20 protein-coding genes, 4 tRNA genes and 1 pseudogene are annotated in these 22209 nt (G+C 61.1%); 15 read left to right on the top strand and 10 right to left on the bottom strand.

Features of this window, described 5'->3' with window-relative positions:
* Positions 1-162: 162 nt before the first annotated feature.
* Positions 163-1284, top strand: coding sequence for a beta-ketoacyl-ACP synthase III (locus HNO86_RS06205; protein WP_175376133.1), 1122 nt, complete (start codon positions 163-165; stop codon positions 1282-1284).
* Between the two features lie 241 nt (positions 1285-1525).
* On the opposite strand, the gene HNO86_RS06200 is transcribed toward HNO86_RS06205, so the two are convergent.
* Together HNO86_RS06200 and HNO86_RS06195 are read right to left on the bottom strand one after the other, a co-directional pair.
* Complete coding sequence (locus tag HNO86_RS06200; RefSeq protein ID WP_175376132.1) at positions 1526-2575, bottom strand: HAMP domain-containing sensor histidine kinase; 1050 nt, start codon at positions 2573-2575, stop codon at positions 1526-1528.
* The gene (locus HNO86_RS06195) at positions 2575-3333 is read right to left on the bottom strand and encodes a response regulator (RefSeq protein ID WP_175376131.1); all 759 of its coding nucleotides are present in this window, start codon (positions 3331-3333) and stop codon (positions 2575-2577) included. The genes HNO86_RS06200 and HNO86_RS06195 overlap by 1 nt, the downstream gene beginning before the upstream one ends.
* A gap of 295 nt (positions 3334-3628) precedes the next feature.
* On the opposite strand from HNO86_RS06195, the gene pyrF reads away from it, so the two are divergent.
* The gene (gene pyrF / locus HNO86_RS06190; protein WP_175376130.1) at positions 3629-4327 is read left to right on the top strand and encodes an orotidine-5'-phosphate decarboxylase; all 699 of its coding nucleotides are present in this window, start codon (positions 3629-3631) and stop codon (positions 4325-4327) included.
* A 141-nt stretch (positions 4328-4468) separates the two neighbouring features.
* Here pyrF and HNO86_RS06185 read toward each other — a convergent pair whose 3' ends face one another.
* A complete protein-coding gene (locus HNO86_RS06185; protein WP_175376129.1) occupies positions 4469-5473 on the bottom strand; it encodes an NADP-dependent oxidoreductase in 1005 nt (334 codons plus the stop codon).
* Between the two features lie 236 nt (positions 5474-5709).
* On the opposite strand from HNO86_RS06185, the gene HNO86_RS06180 reads away from it, so the two are divergent.
* From HNO86_RS06180 to HNO86_RS30530, 4 genes and pseudogenes are all read left to right on the top strand, one after another.
* Positions 5710-6471 (top strand): SDR family oxidoreductase, encoded by a 762-nt coding sequence (locus tag HNO86_RS06180; RefSeq protein ID WP_175376128.1) that lies wholly within the window; start codon positions 5710-5712, stop codon positions 6469-6471.
* 135 nt (positions 6472-6606) lie between these two features.
* Positions 6607-7962: a PLP-dependent aminotransferase family protein gene (locus HNO86_RS06175; protein ID WP_175376127.1), complete on the top strand. Its 1356-nt coding sequence runs from the start codon at positions 6607-6609 to the stop codon at positions 7960-7962.
* Between the two features lie 108 nt (positions 7963-8070).
* Positions 8071-9174 (top strand): annotated as a pseudogene (locus tag HNO86_RS30535) (HAMP domain-containing protein); the annotation flags it as partial.
* Positions 9154-10035: a methyl-accepting chemotaxis protein gene (locus tag HNO86_RS30530; protein ID WP_372242513.1), complete on the top strand. Its 882-nt coding sequence runs from the start codon at positions 9154-9156 to the stop codon at positions 10033-10035. The pseudogene HNO86_RS30535 and the gene HNO86_RS30530, both read left to right, overlap by 21 nt.
* Before the next feature lie 98 nt (positions 10036-10133).
* Here HNO86_RS30530 and HNO86_RS06165 read toward each other — a convergent pair whose 3' ends face one another.
* Positions 10134-10892, bottom strand: a complete 759-nt coding sequence (locus tag HNO86_RS06165) for a hypothetical protein (RefSeq protein WP_178131021.1) — start codon at positions 10890-10892, stop codon at positions 10134-10136.
* A 388-nt stretch (positions 10893-11280) separates the two neighbouring features.
* Here HNO86_RS06165 and HNO86_RS06160 point away from each other — a divergent pair.
* The 4 genes from HNO86_RS06160 to HNO86_RS06145 all read left to right on the top strand — a co-directional run bounded on the left by HNO86_RS06160 (position 11281) and on the right by HNO86_RS06145 (position 11693).
* Positions 11281-11356, top strand: a tRNA-Glu gene (locus HNO86_RS06160).
* A 2-nt stretch (positions 11357-11358) separates the two neighbouring features.
* A tRNA-Gly gene (locus HNO86_RS06155) sits at positions 11359-11434 on the top strand.
* Between the two features lie 104 nt (positions 11435-11538).
* Positions 11539-11614 (top strand) — tRNA-Glu (locus HNO86_RS06150).
* A gap of 3 nt (positions 11615-11617) precedes the next feature.
* Positions 11618-11693 (top strand) — tRNA-Gly (locus HNO86_RS06145).
* A gap of 112 nt (positions 11694-11805) precedes the next feature.
* Here the strand turns inward: HNO86_RS06145 and HNO86_RS06140 are convergent.
* The 3 genes from HNO86_RS06140 to HNO86_RS06130 form a co-directional block, all read right to left on the bottom strand.
* Complete coding sequence (locus HNO86_RS06140; RefSeq protein ID WP_175376124.1) at positions 11806-12444, bottom strand: LysE family translocator; 639 nt, start codon at positions 12442-12444, stop codon at positions 11806-11808.
* Position 12445: 1 nt separating this feature from the next.
* Positions 12446-13216 (bottom strand): 2OG-Fe(II) oxygenase, encoded by a 771-nt coding sequence (locus HNO86_RS06135; RefSeq protein WP_175376123.1) that lies wholly within the window; start codon positions 13214-13216, stop codon positions 12446-12448.
* A gap of 63 nt (positions 13217-13279) precedes the next feature.
* On the bottom strand, positions 13280-13906 hold the full coding sequence (locus HNO86_RS06130) for an alanyl-tRNA editing protein (protein ID WP_175376122.1): 627 nt from the start codon (positions 13904-13906) through the stop codon (positions 13280-13282).
* A gap of 91 nt (positions 13907-13997) precedes the next feature.
* Here HNO86_RS06130 and HNO86_RS06125 point away from each other — a divergent pair, with 91 nt between their 5' ends.
* Positions 13998-14984 (top strand): LysR substrate-binding domain-containing protein, encoded by a 987-nt coding sequence (locus HNO86_RS06125; RefSeq protein ID WP_175376121.1) that lies wholly within the window; start codon positions 13998-14000, stop codon positions 14982-14984.
* Between the two features lie 141 nt (positions 14985-15125).
* Here HNO86_RS06125 and HNO86_RS06120 read toward each other — a convergent pair whose 3' ends face one another.
* Together HNO86_RS06120 and HNO86_RS06115 are read right to left on the bottom strand one after the other, a co-directional pair.
* Positions 15126-15533, bottom strand: a complete 408-nt coding sequence (locus tag HNO86_RS06120) for a PA2817 family protein (protein ID WP_077047009.1) — start codon at positions 15531-15533, stop codon at positions 15126-15128.
* 83 nt (positions 15534-15616) lie between these two features.
* Positions 15617-18064 (bottom strand): acyl-CoA dehydrogenase, encoded by a 2448-nt coding sequence (locus HNO86_RS06115; RefSeq protein ID WP_175376120.1) that lies wholly within the window; start codon positions 18062-18064, stop codon positions 15617-15619.
* Positions 18065-18312: 248 nt separating this feature from the next.
* Between HNO86_RS06115 and HNO86_RS06110 the strand changes: the two genes are divergently transcribed.
* The 4 genes from HNO86_RS06110 (at position 18313) to HNO86_RS06095 (ending at position 21480) form a co-directional block, all read left to right on the top strand.
* Positions 18313-18972, top strand: coding sequence for a transglutaminase family protein (locus tag HNO86_RS06110; protein ID WP_175376119.1), 660 nt, complete (start codon positions 18313-18315; stop codon positions 18970-18972).
* Between the two features lie 43 nt (positions 18973-19015).
* Complete coding sequence (locus tag HNO86_RS06105) at positions 19016-19639, top strand: glutathione S-transferase family protein (protein ID WP_175376118.1); 624 nt, start codon at positions 19016-19018, stop codon at positions 19637-19639.
* Between the two features lie 132 nt (positions 19640-19771).
* A complete protein-coding gene (locus HNO86_RS06100; RefSeq protein WP_175376117.1) occupies positions 19772-20704 on the top strand; it encodes an ABC transporter ATP-binding protein in 933 nt (310 codons plus the stop codon).
* Positions 20701-21480 carry an ABC transporter permease gene (locus HNO86_RS06095; protein ID WP_077047013.1) on the top strand — a complete coding sequence of 260 codons (780 nt, stop codon included), beginning with the start codon at positions 20701-20703 and terminating at the stop codon, positions 21478-21480. The genes HNO86_RS06100 and HNO86_RS06095 overlap by 4 nt, the downstream gene beginning before the upstream one ends.
* A 129-nt stretch (positions 21481-21609) precedes the next feature.
* On the opposite strand, the gene HNO86_RS06090 is transcribed toward HNO86_RS06095, so the two are convergent.
* On the bottom strand, positions 21610-22131 hold the full coding sequence (locus HNO86_RS06090; RefSeq protein ID WP_175376116.1) for a DUF2062 domain-containing protein: 522 nt from the start codon (positions 22129-22131) through the stop codon (positions 21610-21612).
* Positions 22132-22209 lie beyond the last annotated feature (78 nt).

Here is a 22209-nt window from a genome sequence, read left to right as displayed (position 1 = left end):
TTCGCGACCATAAACGCCGTTTTCGCGACCCAGAGCCTTCGGCCATGTTGCGTGTCGGAATAAAACGTTGCCAGTTTTGCGTCCCCAGGATGGGAATCGACCCTTTATGTATTGGTACGTCGGTGCCAATGCTTTCTGCCTGAACAGATTAGAGACACGACCATGCATAACGTCGTCATCAGCGGCACCGGCCTGTACACCCCAGCCAACAGCATTTCCAACGAAGAGTTGGTGCAGTCGTTCAACACCTACGTCGCGCAATTCAATGCCGATAACGCCGACGCCATCGCGCGCGGTGAAGTCCAAGCGCTGACCGAGTCGAGCGCTGCGTTCATCGAAAAGGCCTCCGGCATCAAGAGCCGCTTTGTCATGGACAAGGACGGCATCCTCGATCCTCAGCGCATGGCCCCGCGTTTGCCCGAGCGTTCCAACGACGTATGGTCGGTGCTGTGCCAGATGGCCATCGGTGCTGCCGAACAAGCCTTGCAGCGCGCCGGCAAGACCGCAGCGGACATCGACGGCGTGATCGTCGCCTGCTCCAACCTGCAACGCGCCTACCCGGCCATCGCCATCGAAGTCCAGGAAGCACTGGGCATCCAGGGTTTCGGCTTCGACATGAACGTGGCCTGTTCTTCGGCGACCTTCGGCATCCAGGCGGCGGCCAACAGCGTCCAGCTGGGCCAGGCCCGGGCGATCCTGATGGTCAACCCGGAAGTCTGCACCGGTCACCTGAACTTCCGTGACCGCGACAGCCACTTCATCTTCGGTGACGCGGCCACGGCGGTGATCATCGAGCGCGCCGACCAGGCCACCTCCAAGCACCAGTTCGACATCGTCAGCACCAAGCTGCTGACCAAGTTCTCCAACAACATCCGCAACAACTTCGGCTTCCTCAACCGCGCTGCGGAAGAGGGTATCGGTGCCAAGGACAAGCTGTTCGTCCAGGAAGGCCGCAAGGTGTTCAAGGAAGTCTGCCCGATGGTGGCCGAGCTGATCGGTCAGCACCTGGAAGAGAACCAGCTCAACGTCAGCGACGTGAAGCGCTTCTGGCTGCACCAGGCCAACCTCAGCATGAACCACCTGATCGTCAAGAAACTGCTGGGGCGCGACGCCACCGAACAGGAAGCCCCGGTGATCCTCGACACCTATGCCAACACCAGCTCCGCCGGTTCCGTGATTGCCTTCCACAAAAACCAGGACGACCTGCCCGCCGGTTCGTTGGCGGTACTCAGCTCGTTTGGTGCCGGTTATTCGATTGGTAGCGTGATTCTGCGCAAGCGCTGATTTTGTGGGAGCGAGCCTGCTCGCGATGGCGGTGTATCAGGCAAGGTGATGTTGACTGATCTGACGCCTTCGCGGGCAAGCCACGCTCCCACAGGGTTTTGTGTGGTTCACAATTCAGCGGCCGACCGGTGGACCTGTGGGAGCGGGCTTGCCCGCGATAGCGGTGTGTCAGGCAAAGATGGTGTCGACTGATCTGACGCCTTCGCGGGCAAGCCCGCTCCCACAAGGGGGGCTGTGTGTGTCAGGCCCGCGGCAATCGAATGACCGCCGTCAGCCCGCCGCCCGGTGTTTCTTCCAGGCTCAATTGCCCGCCCAGCCGTTCCGCCGCCTCGCGGGCGATGGTCATGCCCAGGCCGACGCCTCCGGAATTGCGATTGCGAGACCCTTCCAGGCGGAAGAAGGGTTCGAACACCGCTTCGCGTTGCTCCGCCGCGATTCCCGGCCCACGGTCGATGACCCTGATCAACAGCTGATCGCGATGGTCTTCCAGGGTGATCAGTGCCTGCCCCGCATAACGCAGAGCGTTATCCAGCAGGTTGTTCACACAGGAGCGCAAGGCCATCGGCTGAACCAGCAGCGGCGCACAATGACCGCTGGCCTGAACATCGGCGCCCTGGTCCTGGGCGTTCTCGCTCAACGACTCCACCAGCGCCTGCACGTCCATCAACTGCGGCGCCTCGCTGGTGCGCTGTTCGTGCAGGTAGGTGAGGGTGGCGTCGAGCATGCTGATCATGTCGTCCAGATCCTGGCGCATCTGGCCCTGCAGCTTGTCGTCGTCGATCTGCTCCAGCCGCAGCTTGAGTCGCGACAGCGGTGTGCGCAGATCGTGGGACACCGCGCCCAACATCCGCGAGCGCTGTTTGACTTGCTCGATGATGCGCCGCTGCATCTTGTTGAAAGTGTGCGCCGCTTGCCGCGCTTCCCGGGGCCCGGACTCATCCAGCGGCGGACTGTTGAGGTCCTCGCTCAGGCGCTCGGCGGCATCGCTCAGGCGCTGGATCGGCCGGCTGAGCAACTTGGCGCCGTACCAGGCGGCGATGATCAGCGAGATGAATTGAAAGGTCAGCGGCACCAGCGGCCCGCCAAACCACGGCCGGGGGGGGCGGTTGGCGAAGCGCGGGTCCAGCGGCGGTCGCTTGCCATCCAAACCCTCGGAAAATTCCGGCGGCGGCGGAGGTGGCGGCGGGCCGTAATGGTGAAACCAGGCAAAGGCCAGCAGGTGCGCCAGGATGATCGCGATCAGCAACACGCCAAACAGGCGGCCGAACAGCGTATCGAAGCGCCCGCGCATCAACCGATGTCTCGGGCATCGAACAGGTAGCCTTCACCGCGCACGGTCTTGATCAGTTGCGGCGCCTTCGGATCATCCCCGAGCTTCTGCCGCAGGCGCGACACCAGCAGGTCGATGCTGCGGTCGAAGGCTTCGATCGAGCGCCCACGGGCCGCATCCAGCAATTGCTCGCGGCTCAGCACCCGGCGCGGACGTTCGATGAACACCCACAACAGGCGGAATTCGGCGTTGGACAACGGCACGACCAGACCATCGGCGGCGATCAGCTGGCGCAGTACGCTGTTGAGGCGCCAGTTGTCGAAACGGATGTTCGCCCGCTGTTCGCTGCGGTCGTCGCGTACCCGGCGCAGGATGGTCTGGATGCGCGCCACCAGCTCCCGGGGTTCGAACGGCTTGGCCATGTAATCGTCGGCGCCCAGTTCCAGGCCGATGATGCGGTCGGTGGGCTCGCAGCGGGCGGTGAGCATCAGGATCGGGATGTCGGACTCGGCGCGCAGCCAGCGGCACAGCGACAAGCCGTCTTCGCCGGGCAACATCAGGTCCAGCACCACCACGTCGAAATGTTCCGCTTGCAGCGCCTGACGCATGGCGGCGCCATCGGTGACGCCGCTGGCGTGGATGTTGAAGCGGGCCAGGTAGTCGATCATCAGTTCGCGGATCGGGACGTCATCGTCGACGATCAGCGCGCGGATGCTCCAGCGTTTGTCGTCGCCAGGTGATTTTTGCTCGTCGTTCACAGGTGCGTGGATGTTGTGCATGCGTGCGTTCATCTGTCAGGTTGGCTGCCAACCACAAAGATAGGCCGCGAGGTGGTGGTTCCAGCATAGGCGTCCGGCTGGCGGGCGGGAAGTGCCGGGTGGGGACGTGTTGCGGCTGGGGAGGGTAGCGGGCAAGGATGTTGTGGACGTGTCGGTAATGTAACGGGCTCGACACAAATGCCGAAAAGGCTAGTCTTGCCGCAGCGTTCTCGACGATTTACCGATCATCGGGTCCCCCAGCGGCGCTGGTTCCGCTACAATGCGCGCCGATTTCGACTTGCCTGAGAGCCCGCTCATGTCCGCCTGCCAGACTCCTATCATCGTCGCCCTGGATTTCCCCACCCGTGACGCCGCACTGAAGCTGGCCGATCAGTTGGACCCGAAACTGTGCCGGGTCAAAGTCGGCAAGGAACTGTTCACCAGCTGCGCCTCGGAAATCGTCGGCACCCTGCGCGACAAGGGTTTCGAAGTGTTCCTGGACCTCAAGTTCCACGATATTCCCAACACCACCGCCATGGCTGTCAAGGCGGCCGCGGAAATGGGCGTGTGGATGGTCAACGTACATTGCTCCGGCGGCCTGCGCATGATGGCGGCCTGCCGTGAAGTGCTGGACAAGCGCAGCGGCCCGCAGCCGTTGCTGATCGGCGTGACCGTGCTGACCAGCATGGAACGTGAGGATCTGGCGGGTATCGGCCTGGATATCGAGCCGCAGGAGCAGGTGCTGCGCCTGGCCGCCCTGGCGGAAAAAGCCGGGATGGACGGTCTGGTGTGCTCGGCCCTGGAAGCCCAGGCCTTGAAGTCGGCGCACCCGTCGCTGCAACTGGTGACCCCGGGCATTCGTCCGGCGGGCAGCGCCCAGGACGACCAGCGCCGCATCCTGACCCCGCGTCAGGCGTTGCAGGCCGGTTCCGATTATCTGGTGATTGGTCGTCCGATCAGCCAGGCGGCGGATCCGGCGCAGGCGTTGGCTTCGGTCGTGGCTGAACTGGCCTGACCCGCCACGGAAGATCCAAAAAATGTGGGAGCGGGCTTGCTCGCGAATAGGGAGTGTCAGTCAACATCAATGTTGCTGATCCACCGCATTCGCGAGCAAGCCCGCTCCCACATTTGTTTTGTGGTGAATTCAGGTAATGAGTTAGACCTTCAGAACCAACTTCCCGAAATTCTCCCCGCTGAACAGCTTCATCAGCGTCTCCGGGAACGTCTCCAGCCCGTCCACGATGTCTTCCTTGCTCTTGAGCTGCCCCTTGGCCATCCAGCCGGCCATTTCCTGTCCGGCGGCGGCGAATTGTGCGGCGTAGTCCATCACCACGAAGCCTTCCATCCGCGCGCGATTGACCAGCAGCGCCAGGTAGTTGGCCGGGCCCTTGACCGCTTCCTTGTTGTTGTACTGGCTGATCGCGCCGCAGATCACCACCCGCGCCTTCATGTTCAGGCGGCTCAGCACGGCATCGAGGATGTCGCCGCCGACGTTATCGAAATACACATCGACGCCTTTCGGACATTCACGCTTGAGGCCGGCGATAACGTCTTCGTTCTTGTAGTCGATCACACCGTCGAAACCCAGTTCATCGATCAGGAACTTGCACTTGTCCGCGCCACCGGCGATGCCCACCACGCGGCAGCCCTTGATCTTGGCAATCTGCCCGGCAATGCTGCCCACCGCGCCGGCTGCACCCGAGAGCACCACGGTTTCCCCTGCCTTGGGCGCGCCGACGTCGAGCAGAGCGAAATAGGCGGTCATGCCGGTCATGCCCAGCGCCGAGAGGTAGCGCGGCAGCGGCGCCAGCTTTGGATCGACCTTGTAGAAGCCTCGCGGCTCGCCGACGAAATAGTCCTGCACGCCCAACGCCCCGTTGACGTAATCGCCCACCGCGAACCCCGGATTGTTCGACGCCACGACTTTTCCTACGCCCAGGGCGCGCATGACTTCGCCAAGACCCACCGGCGGGATGTAGGACTTGCCCTCGTTCATCCAGCCACGCATGGCCGGGTCCAGGGACAGGTATTCGTTTTTGACCAGAATCTGACCCGCGGCCGGCTCGCCCACCGGTACTTCCTGATAAGTGAATGTCTCGCGGGTGGCCGCGCCGACCGGGCGTTTGGCGAGCAGGAACTGGCGATTGGTCTGGGTAGTCATGTCAGGCACTCAAGATGAATGAAGCCTTGTAGATAGACCCTGGCTGGCGATGCCGCAAGTTCGGCTGATGCGGCGAATAGGTCTCGATCCAGTGTGGTGATAATTGGTACGGGAGTTCCATCACTGCAACTCATGGGCACTCAACCGGCCTTCTGATAGTGCTGCCGTGCACGGGGACGCTCTGGCTAGACTGGGAACTCAACATCCCTCGCCAACTTTTCCTTGAGGACATAACGATGAGCATGACGTTTTCCGGTCAGGTCGCTGTAGTGACGGGCGCCGCCAATGGTATCGGGCGCGCAACGGCCCAGGCGTTCGCCGCCGAAGGCCTGAAGGTGGTGGTGGCTGACATGGACACCGCCGGCGGCGAGGGCACCGTTGCGCTGATTCGTACAGCGGGCGGCGAAGCGACCTTCGTGCGCTGCAACGTCACTGTGGAAAGCGATGTGAAAAATCTGATGGATGAAGTGGTCAATACCTACGGCCGTCTCGACTATGCCTTCAACAACGCCGGCATCGAAATCGAGAAGGGCAAGCTGGCCGACGGCACCCTCGACGAGTTCGACGCGATCATGGGCGTCAACGTCAAGGGCGTGTGGTTGTGCATGAAGTATCAGCTGCCGTTGCTGCTGGCCCAGGGAGGTGGTGCGATCGTCAACACCGCGTCGGTGGCAGGCCTTGGGGCCGCGCCGAAGATGAGCATCTACGCGGCGTCCAAGCATGCGGTGATCGGCCTGACCAAGTCGGCGGCCATCGAATACGCCAAGAAGAAAATCCGGGTCAACGCGGTGTGCCCGGCGGTCATCGACACCGACATGTTCCGCCGTGCCTATGAAGCCGATCCGAAGAAGGGTGAGTTCGCCAATGCCATGCACCCGGTGGGGCGCATCGGCAAGGTCGAGGAAATTGCCAGTGCGGTGCTGTACCTGTGCAGCGATGGTGCGGCGTTCACGACCGGGCATTCGTTGGCGGTGGATGGCGGCGTTACCGCGTTCTAATTTCTCAAGCGAACATCGAACCTGGGTATGTTTCAGCGGGTTAATCGGCAAGCCTTTAGCGGCGTTGTCTCACATCCCCGCCAGCGCTCCTGTGATTAACTGGTTTCGCACAACCAAACAGGAGTTTGCCTGCTCATGGAATTGAGAATCGATCGACAGGCCATGGTGCCGGTCGTACAGCAAATCGTCGACGCGCTGGTCCGCGCAATCCGTTGCAATCAATTGACCTGCGGCGCGCGTTTGCCTTCGGTGCGGAAAATCGCTCGAGTCAATCTGCTCAACGAGTCCTGTGTCGACCAGGCCTGTGAGCGCCTGGTCGCGCAAGGGCTGCTGGAGTCGCGCCATCGTGGTGGTTACATCGTGGCGGCAGCGAATGCGATGGGTGACGCTGAGTCCGACCCGTGCCATTGCCTGTGCGAGCTGCAGCTGGGAGCAGGCAGCCTGCCCGAAAGCTGGCGCGAGCCGGACGACCTGGCTTACGCGATCCGCGAGGTCAGTCGCACCGACATGGCCGGCCTGTTCAACTACAGCTCCGCGCTCGGCCTTGCTCGATTGCGTCGGCAGATTCTGAAGGGCCTGAAACCCCTGGATATCAAGGTCGAAGACGACCGGATCCTGGCCACCGCCGGCGCCAGTCAGGGGCTCGATCTGATCGTGCGAACCTTGTTCAAGCCCGGTGACTGCGTCGTGGTGGAAAGCCCCGGTTATCCCGTGTTGTTCGAACTGCTCAGGCTGCACGGCGTCAGCATGCTGGAGGTGCCGCGCACTCCGTTCGGGCCGGATATCGCCGTTCTGCAAGCCCGGTTCGAGACGCATCGGCCTCGTGGATTCTTCATCAACAGTTTTCATCACAATCCCACCGGTAGCAGCCTGTCGCCGGAGGTGGCAAAGCGCATTGTCGAACTGGCCAGCGCGCATCACGTACAAATAATCGAAGACGACGTCTACGCCGACCTGCACAGCGCTCCCGGCAAGCGCCTCGCTTCGCTGGATGACCGCGTGATCTACGTCGGCAGCTATTCCAAGACCCTCAGCAGCGCCTTGCGTGTCGGCTTTGTCGTGGCCACCGCCCGGACGATCGAGCGACTGGCCGAGGTCAAGATGATCAGCAGCATGGGCGCGTCGGCCTTCAGTGAAGCGGTGCTCGCCTGCCTGCTGGCCAATGGCGCCTACCGCAATCTGGTGCAACGTCAGCGCCAGCGCCTGAGTCGCGACAGATCGGCGCTGTTGCAGTTGCTCGAAGACACCGAGTGGGAGGTGTTCGGCAAACCGGTCGGCGGTTTGTTTGTCTGGGCGCGACCGCGCATGACGGACTACGCTCAGGTGCGGGCGCAGGCCCGGCGTTTCGGCCTTTTGTTGTCATCGTCCACAGCCTTCAGTCCCGGCGGTGCGGTCAATGACTGGCAGCGCATCAATGTCGCCTGGGCGGGTGATCCTCGCGCCCGGGCATTTTTTCAGGCCACCACTCCGGATCGACCTCAAGCGTTCTGAAAACGACGCGGGCGTAGCTTTTTGCCATTATTCCGGCGCCAGAGTCTTGTGTTGCTCAAGGGCCGTTGCGAATCTGCGTTTATCAATTATGGCGGAGGACCTGGTCCAATGATTTCGGCCGTGCAAGGACGTTTTGCCAACCTGGGTATGGCAAAAAAAATGGGTGTCGGGTTCGTGCTGGTGCTGTTGTTGACCGCCCTGGTGGCGGCCATCGGTGTCTGGTCTTTGCAAACCATCAGCCAGCGCTTCGACGGGCTCAAGCAGATGTCGTCGCTCAACAGCGGGCTGCTCAAGGTGCGTCTGCTGGAGCAGGAATATGCCTTGCACGGCAACCCGAAAACCGTCGACACCTTGCACGAAGGGGTCGATGGCCTGATTGCACTGGCCGATCAGCTCAAGGCGGATTCCGCGGCCAATGTGCCGGTGATGAACGATGTCCAGCAGTCTCTCGCCGCCTATCGCAAGGCCTTCGACGAGTTCGTCTCGCTCAGCCAGGCCAAGGATCTGGCGCTGGAAATGGCCAGTTGGTCGGTCTCCAGCGTGGCCAATAATCTGGACGTGTTGCAGTCCGGGCTGGCCGATGACGGGACTTACACGCTCAAGGATTCGAAGGGCGAAGACGGCTCGCAGTTCATCGAGCAGGCCAGTCAGGTCAGCCAGGTGTCGCGGTTGATGCTGCAAGCGATGAACGAAGCGCGGGTGCGTCTGGACCAGAGCCGCAAGGGCGATGACAGCGCGGGCCAGGGCAAGATCGAACAGGCCAGTCAGGCACTGGCCCAGGCCGAACAGCTGAAAACCTCGGTCAAGGACGAGGGTTACCAGACCGTCCTCAATGAGGTGATCGGCCACATTGCCAGTTTCAGCGACAAGCTCACCGAGTACACCGGCCTGCTGGAACAGGAAAAGACCGTCTACCAGCAACTGCATCAACGCGCGGCCCAGGTGATGGAGCGGGTCGATCAGGCTTACGTCGCCGAAGACCAGTCGATGCAGGCGGAGCTGAAAAAGAATTCCCTGATGATCATCGGTTCGTCCGCGTTGGCGTTGCTGGTCGGGCTGATTGCCGCCTGGGTGATTACCCGCCTGATCGTGGGGCCGCTGCGTAGCGTGATTCGCGTGGCGCAACAGATCGCTTCGGGGGATCTGAGTGGCACGGTCGAGGTGAACCGTCGGGACGAGATCGGCCAGTTGATGCAGGCCATGCAGCAGATGGGCGCGGGGCTCTCCCATATCGTCAGCGGTTTGCAGGCCGGCATCGAACAATTGGCCACGTCGGCGCAATCGCTGTCGGCGGTGACTGAACAGACCAACCTCGAAGTCAGCAGCCAGAAGGAAGAAACCGAACAGGTCGCCACGGCAATGAACCAGATGACCGCCACCGTGCACGATGTCGCGCGTAACGCCGAGGAAGCGGCCGTGGCGGCGCAGACGGCGGACGGCAAGGTGGAAAGTGGTCAGGTCGTGGTGCGCCAGAGCATGGCGCGCATCGAACAGCTGGCGGACTCGGCCAACTCGGCCAGTTCCAGCATTGAAAGCCTCAGCGCGGAAATTCAGAACATCGGCACGGTGCTTGGCGTGATCAAAAGCGTGGCCGAGCAGACCAACCTGCTGGCGCTCAACGCCGCCATTGAGGCCGCCCGGGCGGGCGAGCAGGGCAGGGGCTTTGCGGTGGTGGCCGATGAAGTCCGGGCCCTGGCCAAGCGCACCCAGCAATCGACCGAAGAAATCGAACGCCTGGTCAGCGCCCTGCGTTCGGCGGCGCAGACTTCGGTGCAGCAGATCCAGAGCAGTGGCGACCTGGTGAAACTGGCGGTCAGCGATGCCCTGCAAACCGAAAGCGCGCTGGGGAGCATTGCGTCGGCGGTGTCGTTGATTCAACAGATGAACCAGCAGATCGCCGCCGCGGCGGAAGAGCAGAGTTCGGTGGCCGAAGAGATCAATCGCAGTGTCACGAGCATTCGTGCGAGTGCGGATCAGTCTTCACTGGCGATGCAGGGCAATGCGGCGTCGAGTATCGAGCTGGCGCAGCTGGGGGTTGAATTGAAGGGGATGGTAGGACATTTCAAACTCTGACCTCAGAAACTCCACTGGCCCCTGTAGGAGCTGCAAGAGGCAGATAACAAAATGCCCCGGTTCTTTCGAGCCGGGGCATTTTTATTTTCACCGAATGATCAGTCGTAGATCACCCGCTTCTTCCAGTCCGCATCCGCCTCGACGTCCTTCAGACCCTCGGTCAGCTGGTTCACATCACCTTCCACCGGGGCGATGCGGTCCATGACCTGATCGTTGGCACGAACCAGCAGCTTCTCCAGGTACTCCAGCTGTTCAGCGTAGGCCTGCGGCTCCTGCTGTTTGCGCAGGTACTGCACGCCGCGCTCGAACGCCAGGCGCGCCTGCCCCGGCTGATTCTGTTGCAGGGCCTGCTGGCCGAGGTTGTTGAAGAACTCGATGTGCAGCAGCACCAGAATGTGGCGCACTTCGCGAATCCAGCGCTTGGCTTCGTTCGGAGGAAGAAAACCGTCATGGGCCGCGCGGGTGATCTGGCCGTGCAGGGCTTCGAGCAGGAAGCGCACGTCCTTGGCCTTGGCTTCGGTCTGGATCGGGGCCGGCGGGTTGTTGACCGGAATCGATTCGCCCTGGGCCACCAGCGCTTCAAGCTCTTCAATGCGCGCCTTGAGGTTGGCGCTGGTCTTTTCCAGGCTCAGCAGGCGTTGGCAGACATTCAATTCCAGGCGAGCCAGCAGCAACTTCAGCCCCGGTGTCATCAACTGGCCAGGGAACGTTTCGGTGAGTTCACCACAACGACGCAGGCGGTCGTTGAGTTCAACCTTGGTACGGGCCCTTTCTACCTTATTGTTCTCCACCACATGGTTGATGTAGCCAATGGCGATCAAGAGTGCGATCCCGGCTACGACGAGCAGGGTGATCATGAGTGGTGTCACCGGTAAGACCTCTTCTATTAGGTTCGCGTGCGAGTGTATTGGCTTGCCATATAGGCGTCTGGCGCCACCCGACGAGCTGGATCAATGGGGTTACGCCTGTATCGACCGTAGACCTGCTTTTTGAATGCTGGCACATACTTGGCAAGTTGCCATCATTCATGGTCGTCGACTATAGCGCCTTGGCGGGTGTCAGAATATAGGCGTCAAACACCGGTCGACGGAAAAACCGGATCGGGGCTGAAAAGCGGGTCCAAGTCATTGATTTAAAAAAATTTATAACAGGGGGTTGACGACCCCTCAAACCATCCATAGAATGCGCGCCACTTGCAGCGTAAAGCACACAGCGAAACGAAGCAGGGAGTGAATGTTGTAGCGTGTCCCCTTCGTCTAGTGGCCTAGGACACCGCCCTTTCACGGCGGTAACAGGGGTTCGAGTCCCCTAGGGGACGCCAATGCGGGAATAGCTCAGTTGGTAGAGCACGACCTTGCCAAGGTCGGGGTCGCGAGTTCGAGTCTCGTTTCCCGCTCCAATTTTAAACAGCGTTGCTTTCGGGCAGGGCTGAGTGAAACCAGAACCAAGTCTTCGGATGCGGATCTGGACACCGAAACACACACCATGTGTTCCGGGTAGCGTGTCCCCTTCGTCTAGTGGCCTAGGACACCGCCCTTTCACGGCGGTAACAGGGGTTCGAGTCCCCTAGGGGACGCCATTTGCGGGAATAGCTCAGTTGGTAGAGCACGACCTTGCCAAGGTCGGGGTCGCGAGTTCGAGTCTCGTTTCCCGCTCCAAATTAAACAAAAACGCCGCTCATTGAGCGGCGTTTTTGTTCGTCCGCGATTTACGCGATCAAAAAAATGGCCCGCCAGTCTGACTGGGCGGGCCTTTTTTTGCGTGGGCGTTTTACATCGACAGGATCAACCGGCCAGCAAAAAGAATCAGAATCACCCCCATGCTCCGTTCAAACCAGTGCCCCATGCGCAAAAACAGCAATCGCACCCGGCTGCTGGAAAAAAACAGCGCAACGATGACAAACCACAAGGCATTCACGCTGCACATCCATACGCCGTACAGCGCCTGAATCTCCAGCGGCGTCGTAGCACTGATCAAGGTGGTGAAGATCGCCAGGAAAAACAGCGTGGCTTTTGGGTTGGTGGCGTTGGTCAGAAAGCCGGTGGTGAATGCCTTGAGCAGGGTTTGCTCGACCACGGGCTCGTCCGCTTCCTTTTCCCCTTCAAGCACGGATTTGGGCTTGCTGCGTAACAGGCTGACACCCAGGTACAGAATGTAGGCACCGCCAACCACCTTGGCGACGCTCAGTAACCAGGGGATGGTGTGCATCAGCGCGCCGACACCCAGCAAGGTGTACAGCACATGCACGGAAATCCCTGCGCCGATGCCCAGTGCCGTGAAGATGCCTACCCAGCGGCCAAATCGCACGCTCTGGCGGATGGTGACGGCGAAGTCCGGTCCGGGGGCGACCACGGCCAGGAAATGGATGGTCGCCAGCGCCAGAAACTCGCCCAGGTAATTGGAAAGCATTTCAACTCCAGAAAGTCAGGGGGGAAGCGGTGCCGCGGTAACCGACGAAGAATGAAAGGCTCAGGCGTGGATCGGTCAGGCCCGGCGTCACGGCGTGCATGCGGCGTGAATTGAACATGATGAAATCCCCAGGCTCGGGGCGAACTTCCAGGGTCGGGGTTCCCAGCAAGGCGGGATCGATGCCGTAGCTGTCGCCGCGCATTTCGTCGAACTGGTCCGGCGAAATATCGTGGTCCCACACCTGCAGGGCACCGCCCTCGCGGGGCATGTTCAGGTAGACGTTGCAGGCGAACTGCGCTTCCAGGCTTCGCGCTTGAAAGCTGTCTGGGGCGTCCTTGGCGAAAATGTCGTGATGGGCGAGGAAGCACACGCCGGGTTTCACCACCCGTGAGAGCCCGACATACATCTTGCGTCCGTAAAGGGTTTCCAGGTGCGCACCGGCCGGCCAGGATTCGTCGAGCATGCAGCGCAGGGTGTCGACCGGAGACGAGTAGGGCGCGCAACGGTTGCGCAATTCGGCGATGTTGCGGGTGGCGCGGGCGAAATAGTCCTCGACCAGCAGCGGCTGGTTTTCCGCTTCGTAGAACGCCATGCCGATGCGGCCAATGCTCGGCGCGTTGATATAGCCCTCAAAGCCTGGTTCGAGGATCTTGTCGCCGATCTTCAATGCCATTGATGGCGGCAGCCAGCCCTTGATGCGGATGGCGAGGATTTCTTCATTGGCCAGCTTTTTTATGCACGTCTCATCGAGACATTCGACGTCTAGCATCATGCCTTGGGTCCATCCGACAAAGTGTCTACGAAGCCTGCGAACGCAGGCTCATCCAGCGTCCTGTCAGTCCACGTGATAGTGGACCGACAGGATCCCTTTCTTGTGCGAAAGGGAGTCGATCGTGACCGTGCCCAAATCCTTCAGGCTACGAACGTGGGTGCCGCCGCAACCGTAGGCGGGCAATTCACCGAAACCGATTTCCCGGGCGCCTTCGCGCGACGAGGTCAGGCGTGGCAGGTCGTGGGCGATCCATTGCGCGAGGCCGTGCTGCAGCGTCTTTGCATCAACGTCCTGCGCGGCGTCCAACGGCTTGAACTGCACCCGCGCTTCGCTGGGCCAGTGATGCGCCTTGATCGGCATCCAGCCCATGGCCTGGACGAAATGACCGATCAGGTGGCCGGCCGAATGCAGGCGCGTGTTGGACTGGCGACGTTGTGCGTCGACGCGGATCTGCGTCATGCCGAGGTCCACCGGGCGGTCGACGTAATGGACGATCCGCTCGGGATCCTGCATTACCCGCAGTACCCGGCTTTCGCCAATCCAGCCGGTGTCAAAGGGTTGTCCGCCGCCCTGGGGGTGGAACAGCGTGGCGCGCAACACCACGGCGAACTCTTGCTCGTGGGGCGTGCATTCCAGGATTTCCACGTTGGCCTTGCGGTCGTCACTGTGGAAAAAAAGGCGAAGCGTCATGTTGCAGGCTCGTATAAATGTTTCCGTTTTTCATTATATGAAGCGGGTTAATGCGTGATAATCCGGTCAAACATCAAAGGACTGTTGCGTCGTGAGCATAAATCTACCGCTGCCGCTGCTCGGTGAAATGGCGATATTCGTCAAGGTTGTCGAGACCGGCAGCTTCTCCGAAGCGGCCCGCCAAATGGGCTCTTCACCCTCGGCAGTCAGTCGCAGCATTTCGCGACTGGAGAAAGCCCTGGCCATTCGTTTGCTGCAACGGACCACGCGCAAATTGCGCTTGAGCGACGGCGGCGAGGAAGTGTTCAAGCGCTGTCAGGAGATGGTCAGCGCTGCCCGCTCGGTGATGGAAATCAGTGGCCAGTTCAGCGAGGAAGCGGAAGGGCTGGTGCGGATCAGCGTGCCCAAGGCCGTCGGGCGCTTCGTGATTCACCCGCACATGCCGGAGTTTTTGCGCCGCTATCCCAAGGTGGATGTGGAGTTGCTGCTCGAGGATCGTCAGGTGGACCTGATCGATGACAACGTCGACCTGGCGATTCGCATCACCGACCGCCCGCCTGCGGGGTTGGTGGGGCGGCAACTGCTGACCATCGACCATATGCTCTGCGCCACACCGCAGTATCTGGCCGAGCACGGCACGCCGACCCATCCCCATGACCTGCTCAATCACAGTTGCATCTATCTGGGTGAAACGCCGAGCGATGCGCGCTGGAAATTCAAGAAAGGTTCAAAAGTGGTGACGGTGGGCGTGCGCGGGCGTTATGCCGCCAATCACACCGGGGTTCGTCTGGGCGCGGTAATGCAGCACATCGGCATTGGCAGCCTGCCGTATTTCACCGCGCGGCATGCGTTGGAGCAGGGGTTGATCGTGCAGGTGCTGCCGGACTGGACCTTCCTTGCGTCCTATCATGGCGGTGCGTGGTTGCTGCATTCGCCGACGCGCTACCTGCCGCCGAAGTTGCGGGTGTTCATCGATTATCTGGTGGAGTGTCTGGAGAAGGAGCCGACGTTGAGCAACCCGGGGAAATCGGGTGGGGCGGCGGAGTATGAGTTGCCAGAGAGTGACGGGTTGTTTTGACGAGCCTCTTCACGGGCAAGCCTCGCTCCTACAGCGTTTTGCGTGACCTGTAGGAGCGAGGCTTGCCCGCGAAGGCGTTTTCAGCCACAAAAAAGGCCCGCATGAACAACCATGCGGGCCTTTTGCTTTACCGGCTCCGGATCAGTGCTTGCTGTCCTGATTCGACAGGGCGAGCAGCTGCTTTTCCTGGTTCCAGTCGAACGGTTCGTCGTTCTGTTCGGCTTCGAAGCGACGTTCTTCCAGGGCTTGGTACAGGTCGATTTCGTCATCGGGCATGTAGTGCAGGCAGTCGCCGGCGAAGTACCACAGCAGGTCGCGCGGGACCAGGTGGGCGATCTGCGGGTAGCGGGTGATGACCTGGCACAGGATGTCCTGGCCCAGGTACTGGCTTTCGATCGGGTCGACCGGCAGCAGGGCACGCAGTTCGTCGAAGCGCTCCAGGAACAAGGCATGGCTTTCTTCGGGAACCTGGTCGGCCTCACCCACGGCGACCAGGATGCTGCGCAGGTGGTCGAGCAAAACGAGATGATCGGCAACGATGTTGGACACGAGATAAGTCCTCAAGAGCAAAACGGGCGCGGGAGTATAAAGCCCCCGCGCCCATTTTTATACGCCGTACCGGCTCGGCTGGATCAGCGGATCCGACCCTGGGCCAGCGCCAGTTCCTGTTTGTCGAAGTCATCGACGTCGATCACCTTGCGCCGCGCCGCTTCCGCCTCCCGCAGGGTGTGCGCCTCGACCGGCTGCAACACGCCGGCTTCCAGCGCGGTATCGATGACATGTTCACCGGCGACCGGCCTGACCTGGCCGCTCTTGAGCGCCACATGCAGCTTTTTCTGCAGCGGCTGCGCTTCGTTCAACAGGTCGCAGGCCTGTTGCAGGGCGCCGACCGGATCGTCGTTCGACTGCGGGCGGTAGCAACCCTGAAGCAGTTCCTCCAGGGCCGGATCGCCCTTGGCGCGTCCGATCACCGCCGCGACCGCCGCACCGAGTTTGTCCGAAGGCCCTTTGTGGCGACGACCGAACGGGAACACGATCACCCGCAGCAAGCACGCCATCACCCTGTTCGGGAAGTTGCTGAGCAGTTCGTCCATGGCCCGTTCGGCCTGGCCAAGGCTTTCTTCCATGGCCCAGATGAACAGCGGCTCCATGTGCTGCGGCGTGTCGAGGTCGTTGTAGCGTTTGATCGCGGCGCTGGCCAGGTACATGTTGCTCAGCACATCCCCCAGTCGCGCCGACAGGCGTTCGCGACGTTTCAGTTCGCCGCCCAGCAACATCATGCTGAGGTCGGCCAGCAGCGCGAATGCCGCGGCCTGACGGTTGAGGGCGCGGAAATAGCCCTGGCTGAGACGGTCGCCCGGCAGGTGTTCCAGATGACCGAAACCAAGGTTCAGCACCAGGGTGCTGGCGGCGTTGCCCACGGCAAAACCGATGTGTTTGAGCAGCAGGCCATCGAATTCGCTGAGTGCCTGATCCTTGTCCTCGCGACCTGCCAGGGCCATTTCCTTGAGCACGAAAGGATGGCAGCGAATCGCACCCTGGCCGAAGATCATCAGGTTGCGCGAGAGAATGTTCGCACCTTCGACGGTGATGAAAATCGGCGCACCGTTCCATTTGCGCGCCAGGTAATTGTTCGGCCCTTCGATGATCGCCTTGCCGCCGTGCACATCCATCGCGTGGCTGATGCACTCGCGACCACGTTCGGTCAGGTGGTACTTGAGAATGGCCGACAGCACCGACGGTTTTTCGCCCAGATCCACGGCATTGGCGGTCAGCATTCGCGCGGCGTCCATCATCCAGGCATTGCCTCCGATACGGGCCATGGACTCCTGAATGCCTTCGAACGCCGCGATCGGCACATTGAACTGTTCACGAATCTGCGCGTACTGACCGGTCACCAGGCTGGTGAACTTGGCCATGCCGGTGCCCACTGCCGGCAGGGAAATCGAGCGTCCGACCGACAGGCAATTCATCAGCATCATCCAGCCCTTGCCGAGCATTTCCTGGCCGCCGATGAGGAAGTCCAGAGGGATGAACACGTCCTTGCCGGAGTTCGGGCCGTTCATGAACGCGGCACCCAAGGGCAGGTGGCGGCGACCGATGTTCACGCCGGCGGTGTTGGTGGGTACCAGGGCCAGGCTGATACCAAGGTCTTCCTGGTCGCCCAGCAGGTGGTCCGGGTCATAGGCCTTGAAGGCCAGGCCGAGCAGGGTGGCCACGGGGCCCAGGGTGATGTAGCGCTTTTCCCAGTTCAGGCGCAGGCCGAGGGTTTCCTGGCCTTCCCATACCCCTTTGCAGATGATGCCGGTGTCGGGCATGCCGCCGGCGTCGGAGCCAGCCAGCGGCCCGGTCAGCGCGAAGCACGGAATCTCGTCGCCCCGGGCCAGGCGCGGCAGGTAATGGTTGCGTTGTTCGTCGGTGCCGTAGTGCAGCAGCAGTTCGGCAGGACCCAGGGAGTTGGGGACCATCACGGTGGAAGCGAGGTCGCCGCTGTGGCTCGCCAGTTTCATCGCCACTTGCGAGTGGGCGTAGGCAGAAAAGCCCTTGCCGCCGAACTCCTTGGGAATGATCAGGGCGAAGAAACCGTTGTCCTTGATGAAGGTCCAGGCCTGCTCTGGCAGGTCCATGGTTTGCCCGAGCTCCCAGTCGCTGACCATGGCGCAGAGTTCTTCGGTCGGGCCATCGATAAAGGCCCGTTCTTCCTCGTTCAGTTGTGCCACCGGATAGGACAGCAACTTGTTCCAGTCCGGGCGCCCGCTGAACAGTTCGCCGTCCCACCACACGGTGCCGGCCTCGATGGCATCGCGTTCGGTTTGCGACATGGGCGGCAGGGTTTTCTTGAACCAGTTGAACATCGGCGCGCTGAAGAATTTGCGCCGCAGATCGGGCAACAGCAAAGGGGCTGCCACGGCAGCGAGCAGGACCCAGAAAATCAGCAGCAGCCAACCCGGCGCGCGACTGAGGGCGCCCATGGCCAGCAGGTAGACAGCCACCATGCCCAAGGCAGGCAGCGGGGCGATGCGACGGTGGGCTAAATAAGCTATCCCGACAACCAGAACCACTATCCACAACAGCAGCATATTTAATCCTCCGTGAAACCAGGGCAAACCAACCCCAAGAGCTTAGACGGCATCCGCGAAACGGGGTGGGCAGAGCGAGGTGACTGAATTCGTAGGAAACCTACGATGATTGTGTAGGCCCTGTGAGTGCAGGACCGTGAAAGATCGTTCATTGAGCGGGCGCCAAAGCGTCCACATTTGGCCGAAACGTCGTTATCTCTGTGCTGAACCTCTCGCTAGACTCGGGACTCGCCAAGGAGATTGCCCGCATGCACGAGTACCTGAGTCCCGGCCGCTTCACCGATAGTGACCATCCCTCGGTGGTGGAGTTCGCCGAAAAGCATCGTGGCGCCAGTCGCGATCCCCTCGAGCAAGCCGTCAGTCTCTATTACGCCGTGCGCGAGGCGGTGCGCTACAACCCTTACTCGTTCAGCCGCGATCCGCAGACTCTGCGTGGCAGTCATGCCCTGGCCGCCGGGGAGAGTTACTGCGTGCCCAAGGCCACGCTGCTGGCCGCTTGTGCACGGCATTGCGCAATACCGGCGCGGATCGGTCTGGCGGATGTGCGTAATCATCTGTCGACGCCGCGTCTGCTCGAGTTGCTCAAAAGCGATGTGTTCGCCATGCACGGCTACACCGAGCTGTATCTGAACGGTCGCTGGGTCAAGGCCACGCCGGCGTTCAATCAGGGATTGTGCGAGTTGTTCAACGTCGCGCCGCTGGAGTTCGACGGTATTAATGACAGTGTGTTTCACCCCTTCAATCGCGACGGCGAGAAGCTGATGGAATACCTGGTCGATCACGGCCAGTTCACCGACGTCCCCGAAGCGTTCTTCTTCGAACACCTGCGCCAGTGCTATCCGCATCTGTTCGGCGAGCAGTTGCAGGCGTTGCTGGGTGACATGCAGAGCGATTTGAGTCGCGCCTGATCCGGCGTATGCTGCCTGCGCATTCATCAATCGAGAGGCGGTCATGCTGAAGATCTGGGGTCGGAAAAATTCGTCGAATGTCAGGAAACCCTTGTGGGCCGCCGAGGAACTCGGCCTGGCTTACGAGGCCATCGATGCGGGCGGCGCCTTTGGTGTCGTCGACACACCCGAGTACCGCGCCATGAACCCCAATGGCCGCGTTCCGGTGATCGAAGACGACGGTTTCGTGTTGTGGGAATCCAATGCCATCGTTCGTTATCTGATGGCCAAGCACGCGGCCGGCACGCCGTGGTTCACCTCGGATCTGCAAGCCCGCGCCGCCGCTGACAAGTGGATGGACTGGACCACCTCCAGTTTCGCCGGCCCGTTCCGCACCGTGTTCTGGGGCGTCTTGCGCACCCCGGCCGAGCAACAGGACTGGCCTGCCATCAAGGCGGCGATCAAGGAGTGCGACGCGCTGCTGGCCATGGCCGATCAGGCTCTGGCGAGCCAGCCGTATCTGTCGGGCGACGAGATCGGCATGGGCGACATTCCCCTGGGCAGCTTTATCTATGCCTGGTTCGAAATGCCCATCGAGCGTGCGCCGCTGCCTCATCTGCAAGCCTGGTATGAGCGCCTGTCCGCGCGTCCGGCCTATCGCAAGGCGGTCATGACCGCGTTGACTTAATACTCACTATCGACACACTTGACTGTACTTGTGTGGCGGCGACAAGCACCATTGTGCTATTGCGCTGCGGTTGCATGGTTCGCCGCCCGCTCACATTTTTCCTTTCTTCACTTTCTGGTGCGTAAATCCGATATGAGTTCCGCTCTGTCCATCCGGCAGCTAACCAAAACCTACGGCAACGGTTTCCAGGCCTTGAGTGGTATCGATCTGGACGTCTCCGAAGGTGACTTCTTCGCCTTGCTCGGCCCCAACGGCGCCGGCAAATCCACGACCATCGGCATTCTCTCGACCCTGGTGAACAAGACCAGCGGCACGGTCAATATCTTTGGCAATGACCTGGACAAGAACCCGGCCGCGCTCAAGCGCTCCATCGGCGTGGTGCCCCAGGAGTTCAACTTCAACCAGTTCGAAAAGACCTTCGACATCGTCGTGACCCAGGCCGGTTACTACGGCATTCCGGCGAAAGTCGCCAAGGAACGCGCCGAGCAGTACCTGACCCAGCTCGGCCTGTGGGACAAGCGCGATGTGCCTTCGCGTTCACTGTCCGGCGGCATGAAGCGCCGACTGATGATTGCCCGCGCCCTGGTTCACGAACCGCGCCTGTTGATCCTCGACGAGCCGACGGCGGGGGTGGACATCGAACTGCGTCGCTCGATGTGGACTTTCCTCACCGAGCTGAACAAGCGCGGCATCACCATCATCCTCACCACCCATTACCTGGAAGAGGCTGAACAGTTGTGCCGCAACATCGGCATCATCGACCACGGCACCATCGTCGAAAACACCAGCATGAAGCAGTTGCTCAGCCAGTTGCATGTCGAGACCTTCCTGCTGGATCTGAAGAACGGTCTGGGCACGCCGCCGCAACTGATCGGCTACCCGTCGCGTCTGCTCGATGGCCACACCCTGGAAGTCCAGGTCGACAAAAGCATGGGCATCACCGCGCTATTCACTCAACTGGCACAACAGAACATCGAAGTGCTGAGTCTGCGTAACAAAACCAATCGCCTCGAGGAGTTGTTCGTGTCCCTGGTGGAGAAAAATCTGTCGAAGGTGGCGGTATGAGTTCCGAGCTGCGCCCCAATCTCGTCGCCCTGAACACCATCGTTTACCGCGAGGTCCGGCGCTTCACCCGGATCTGGCCACAGACCCTGCTGCCGCCAGCGATCACCATGGTCCTGTACTTCGTGATCTTCGGTAACCTGATTGGCCGGCAGATCGGCGACATGGGTGGCTTCACCTACATGGAGTACATCGTGCCAGGGCTGATCATGATGTCGGTGATCACCAACTCCTACGGCAACGTGGTATCGAGTTTCTTCGGCAGCAAGTTCCAGCGCTCCATCGAAGAACTGATGGTCTCGCCGGTTTCGCCGCACACGATCCTGATCGGCTATACCCTGGGCGGCGTGCTGCGCGGGTTGATGGTGGGCATCATCGTGACCCTGCTGTCGCTGTTCTTCACCCATTTGCAGGTCCATCACCTGGGCGTGACCATTCTGGTGGTGGTGCTGACGGCGACGATCTTCTCGTTGCTCGGGTTCATCAACGCCGTGTTTGCGCGCAACTTCGATGACATCTCGATCATCCCGACCTTCGTGCTGACGCCGCTGACGTACCTGGGCGGGGTGTTTTACTCGATCTCGCTGCTGCCACCGTTCTGGCAGACCGTGTCCCTGGCCAACCCGGTGCTGCACATGGTCAATGCGTTCCGTTACGGCATCCTCGGGGTGTCGGACATTCGCATCAGCATCGCGATCACCTTCATGCTGGTGGCGACGGTGATTCTGTATTTCGGTTGTGCGCGGTTGCTGGTGAGTGGGCGGGGGATGCGGACCTGACCTGATCGCAGTCTTTTTGCAGGAGCTGCCGCAGGCTATTTTGTTTTTAAGGTCAAAAGATCGCAGCCTCGTTTCACTCGACAGCTCCTACACAAGCAATGAAAACGGCCTCCCAAGCGGAGGCCGATTTCATTGCTGCATCCGGCGCTGCTTGCGCCGTTTCCATTGCCGCGCCACCCACCAGCGCCAGTACATCATCACCAGGCAATAGGCCAGGGCGCCAAGCACCAGCCCCGTCACCACCGAGCCCAGCAGGAACGGCTGCCAGAGGGTCGAAAGTTCGCCGCTGATCCATTCCCAGGTCAGCTCGTCAGGCAGATGCCGGGCGGGGACGTCCATCAGCCAGGCGCCGGTCTGGTAGGTGCAAAAGAACACGGCGGGCATGGTGATCGGGTTGGTCAGCCAGACCAGGCTGACGGCGATCGGCATGTTGCCGCGCACGACGATGGCGAGGGTGGCGGCGACCAGCATCTGCAACGGGATCGGCAGGAACGCCGCGAACAGGCCGACCGCCATGGCGCGGGCGACGGAGTGGCGGTTGAGGTGCCAGAGGTTGGGGTCATGCAGCAGCGTGCCGAGAAAGCGTAAGGACTTGTGTTCCCTGATGCTTATCGGGTCTGGCATGTAGCGTTTGAACAAGCGCCGGGGCATAAGGCTTCTCGGTCGGTTAAGGCGGCAAGTATGTCTGGATTCCATGACTCGCCTATTCAGACTTTGTGACAATTGATA

This window comes from Pseudomonas sp. C1C7 (assembly GCF_013359595.1).
Taxonomy (GTDB): domain Bacteria; phylum Pseudomonadota; class Gammaproteobacteria; order Pseudomonadales; family Pseudomonadaceae; genus Aquipseudomonas.
Note: the sequence above shows the minus strand (reverse complement) of the source record. Positions and strands in the feature narration are given on the sequence as shown.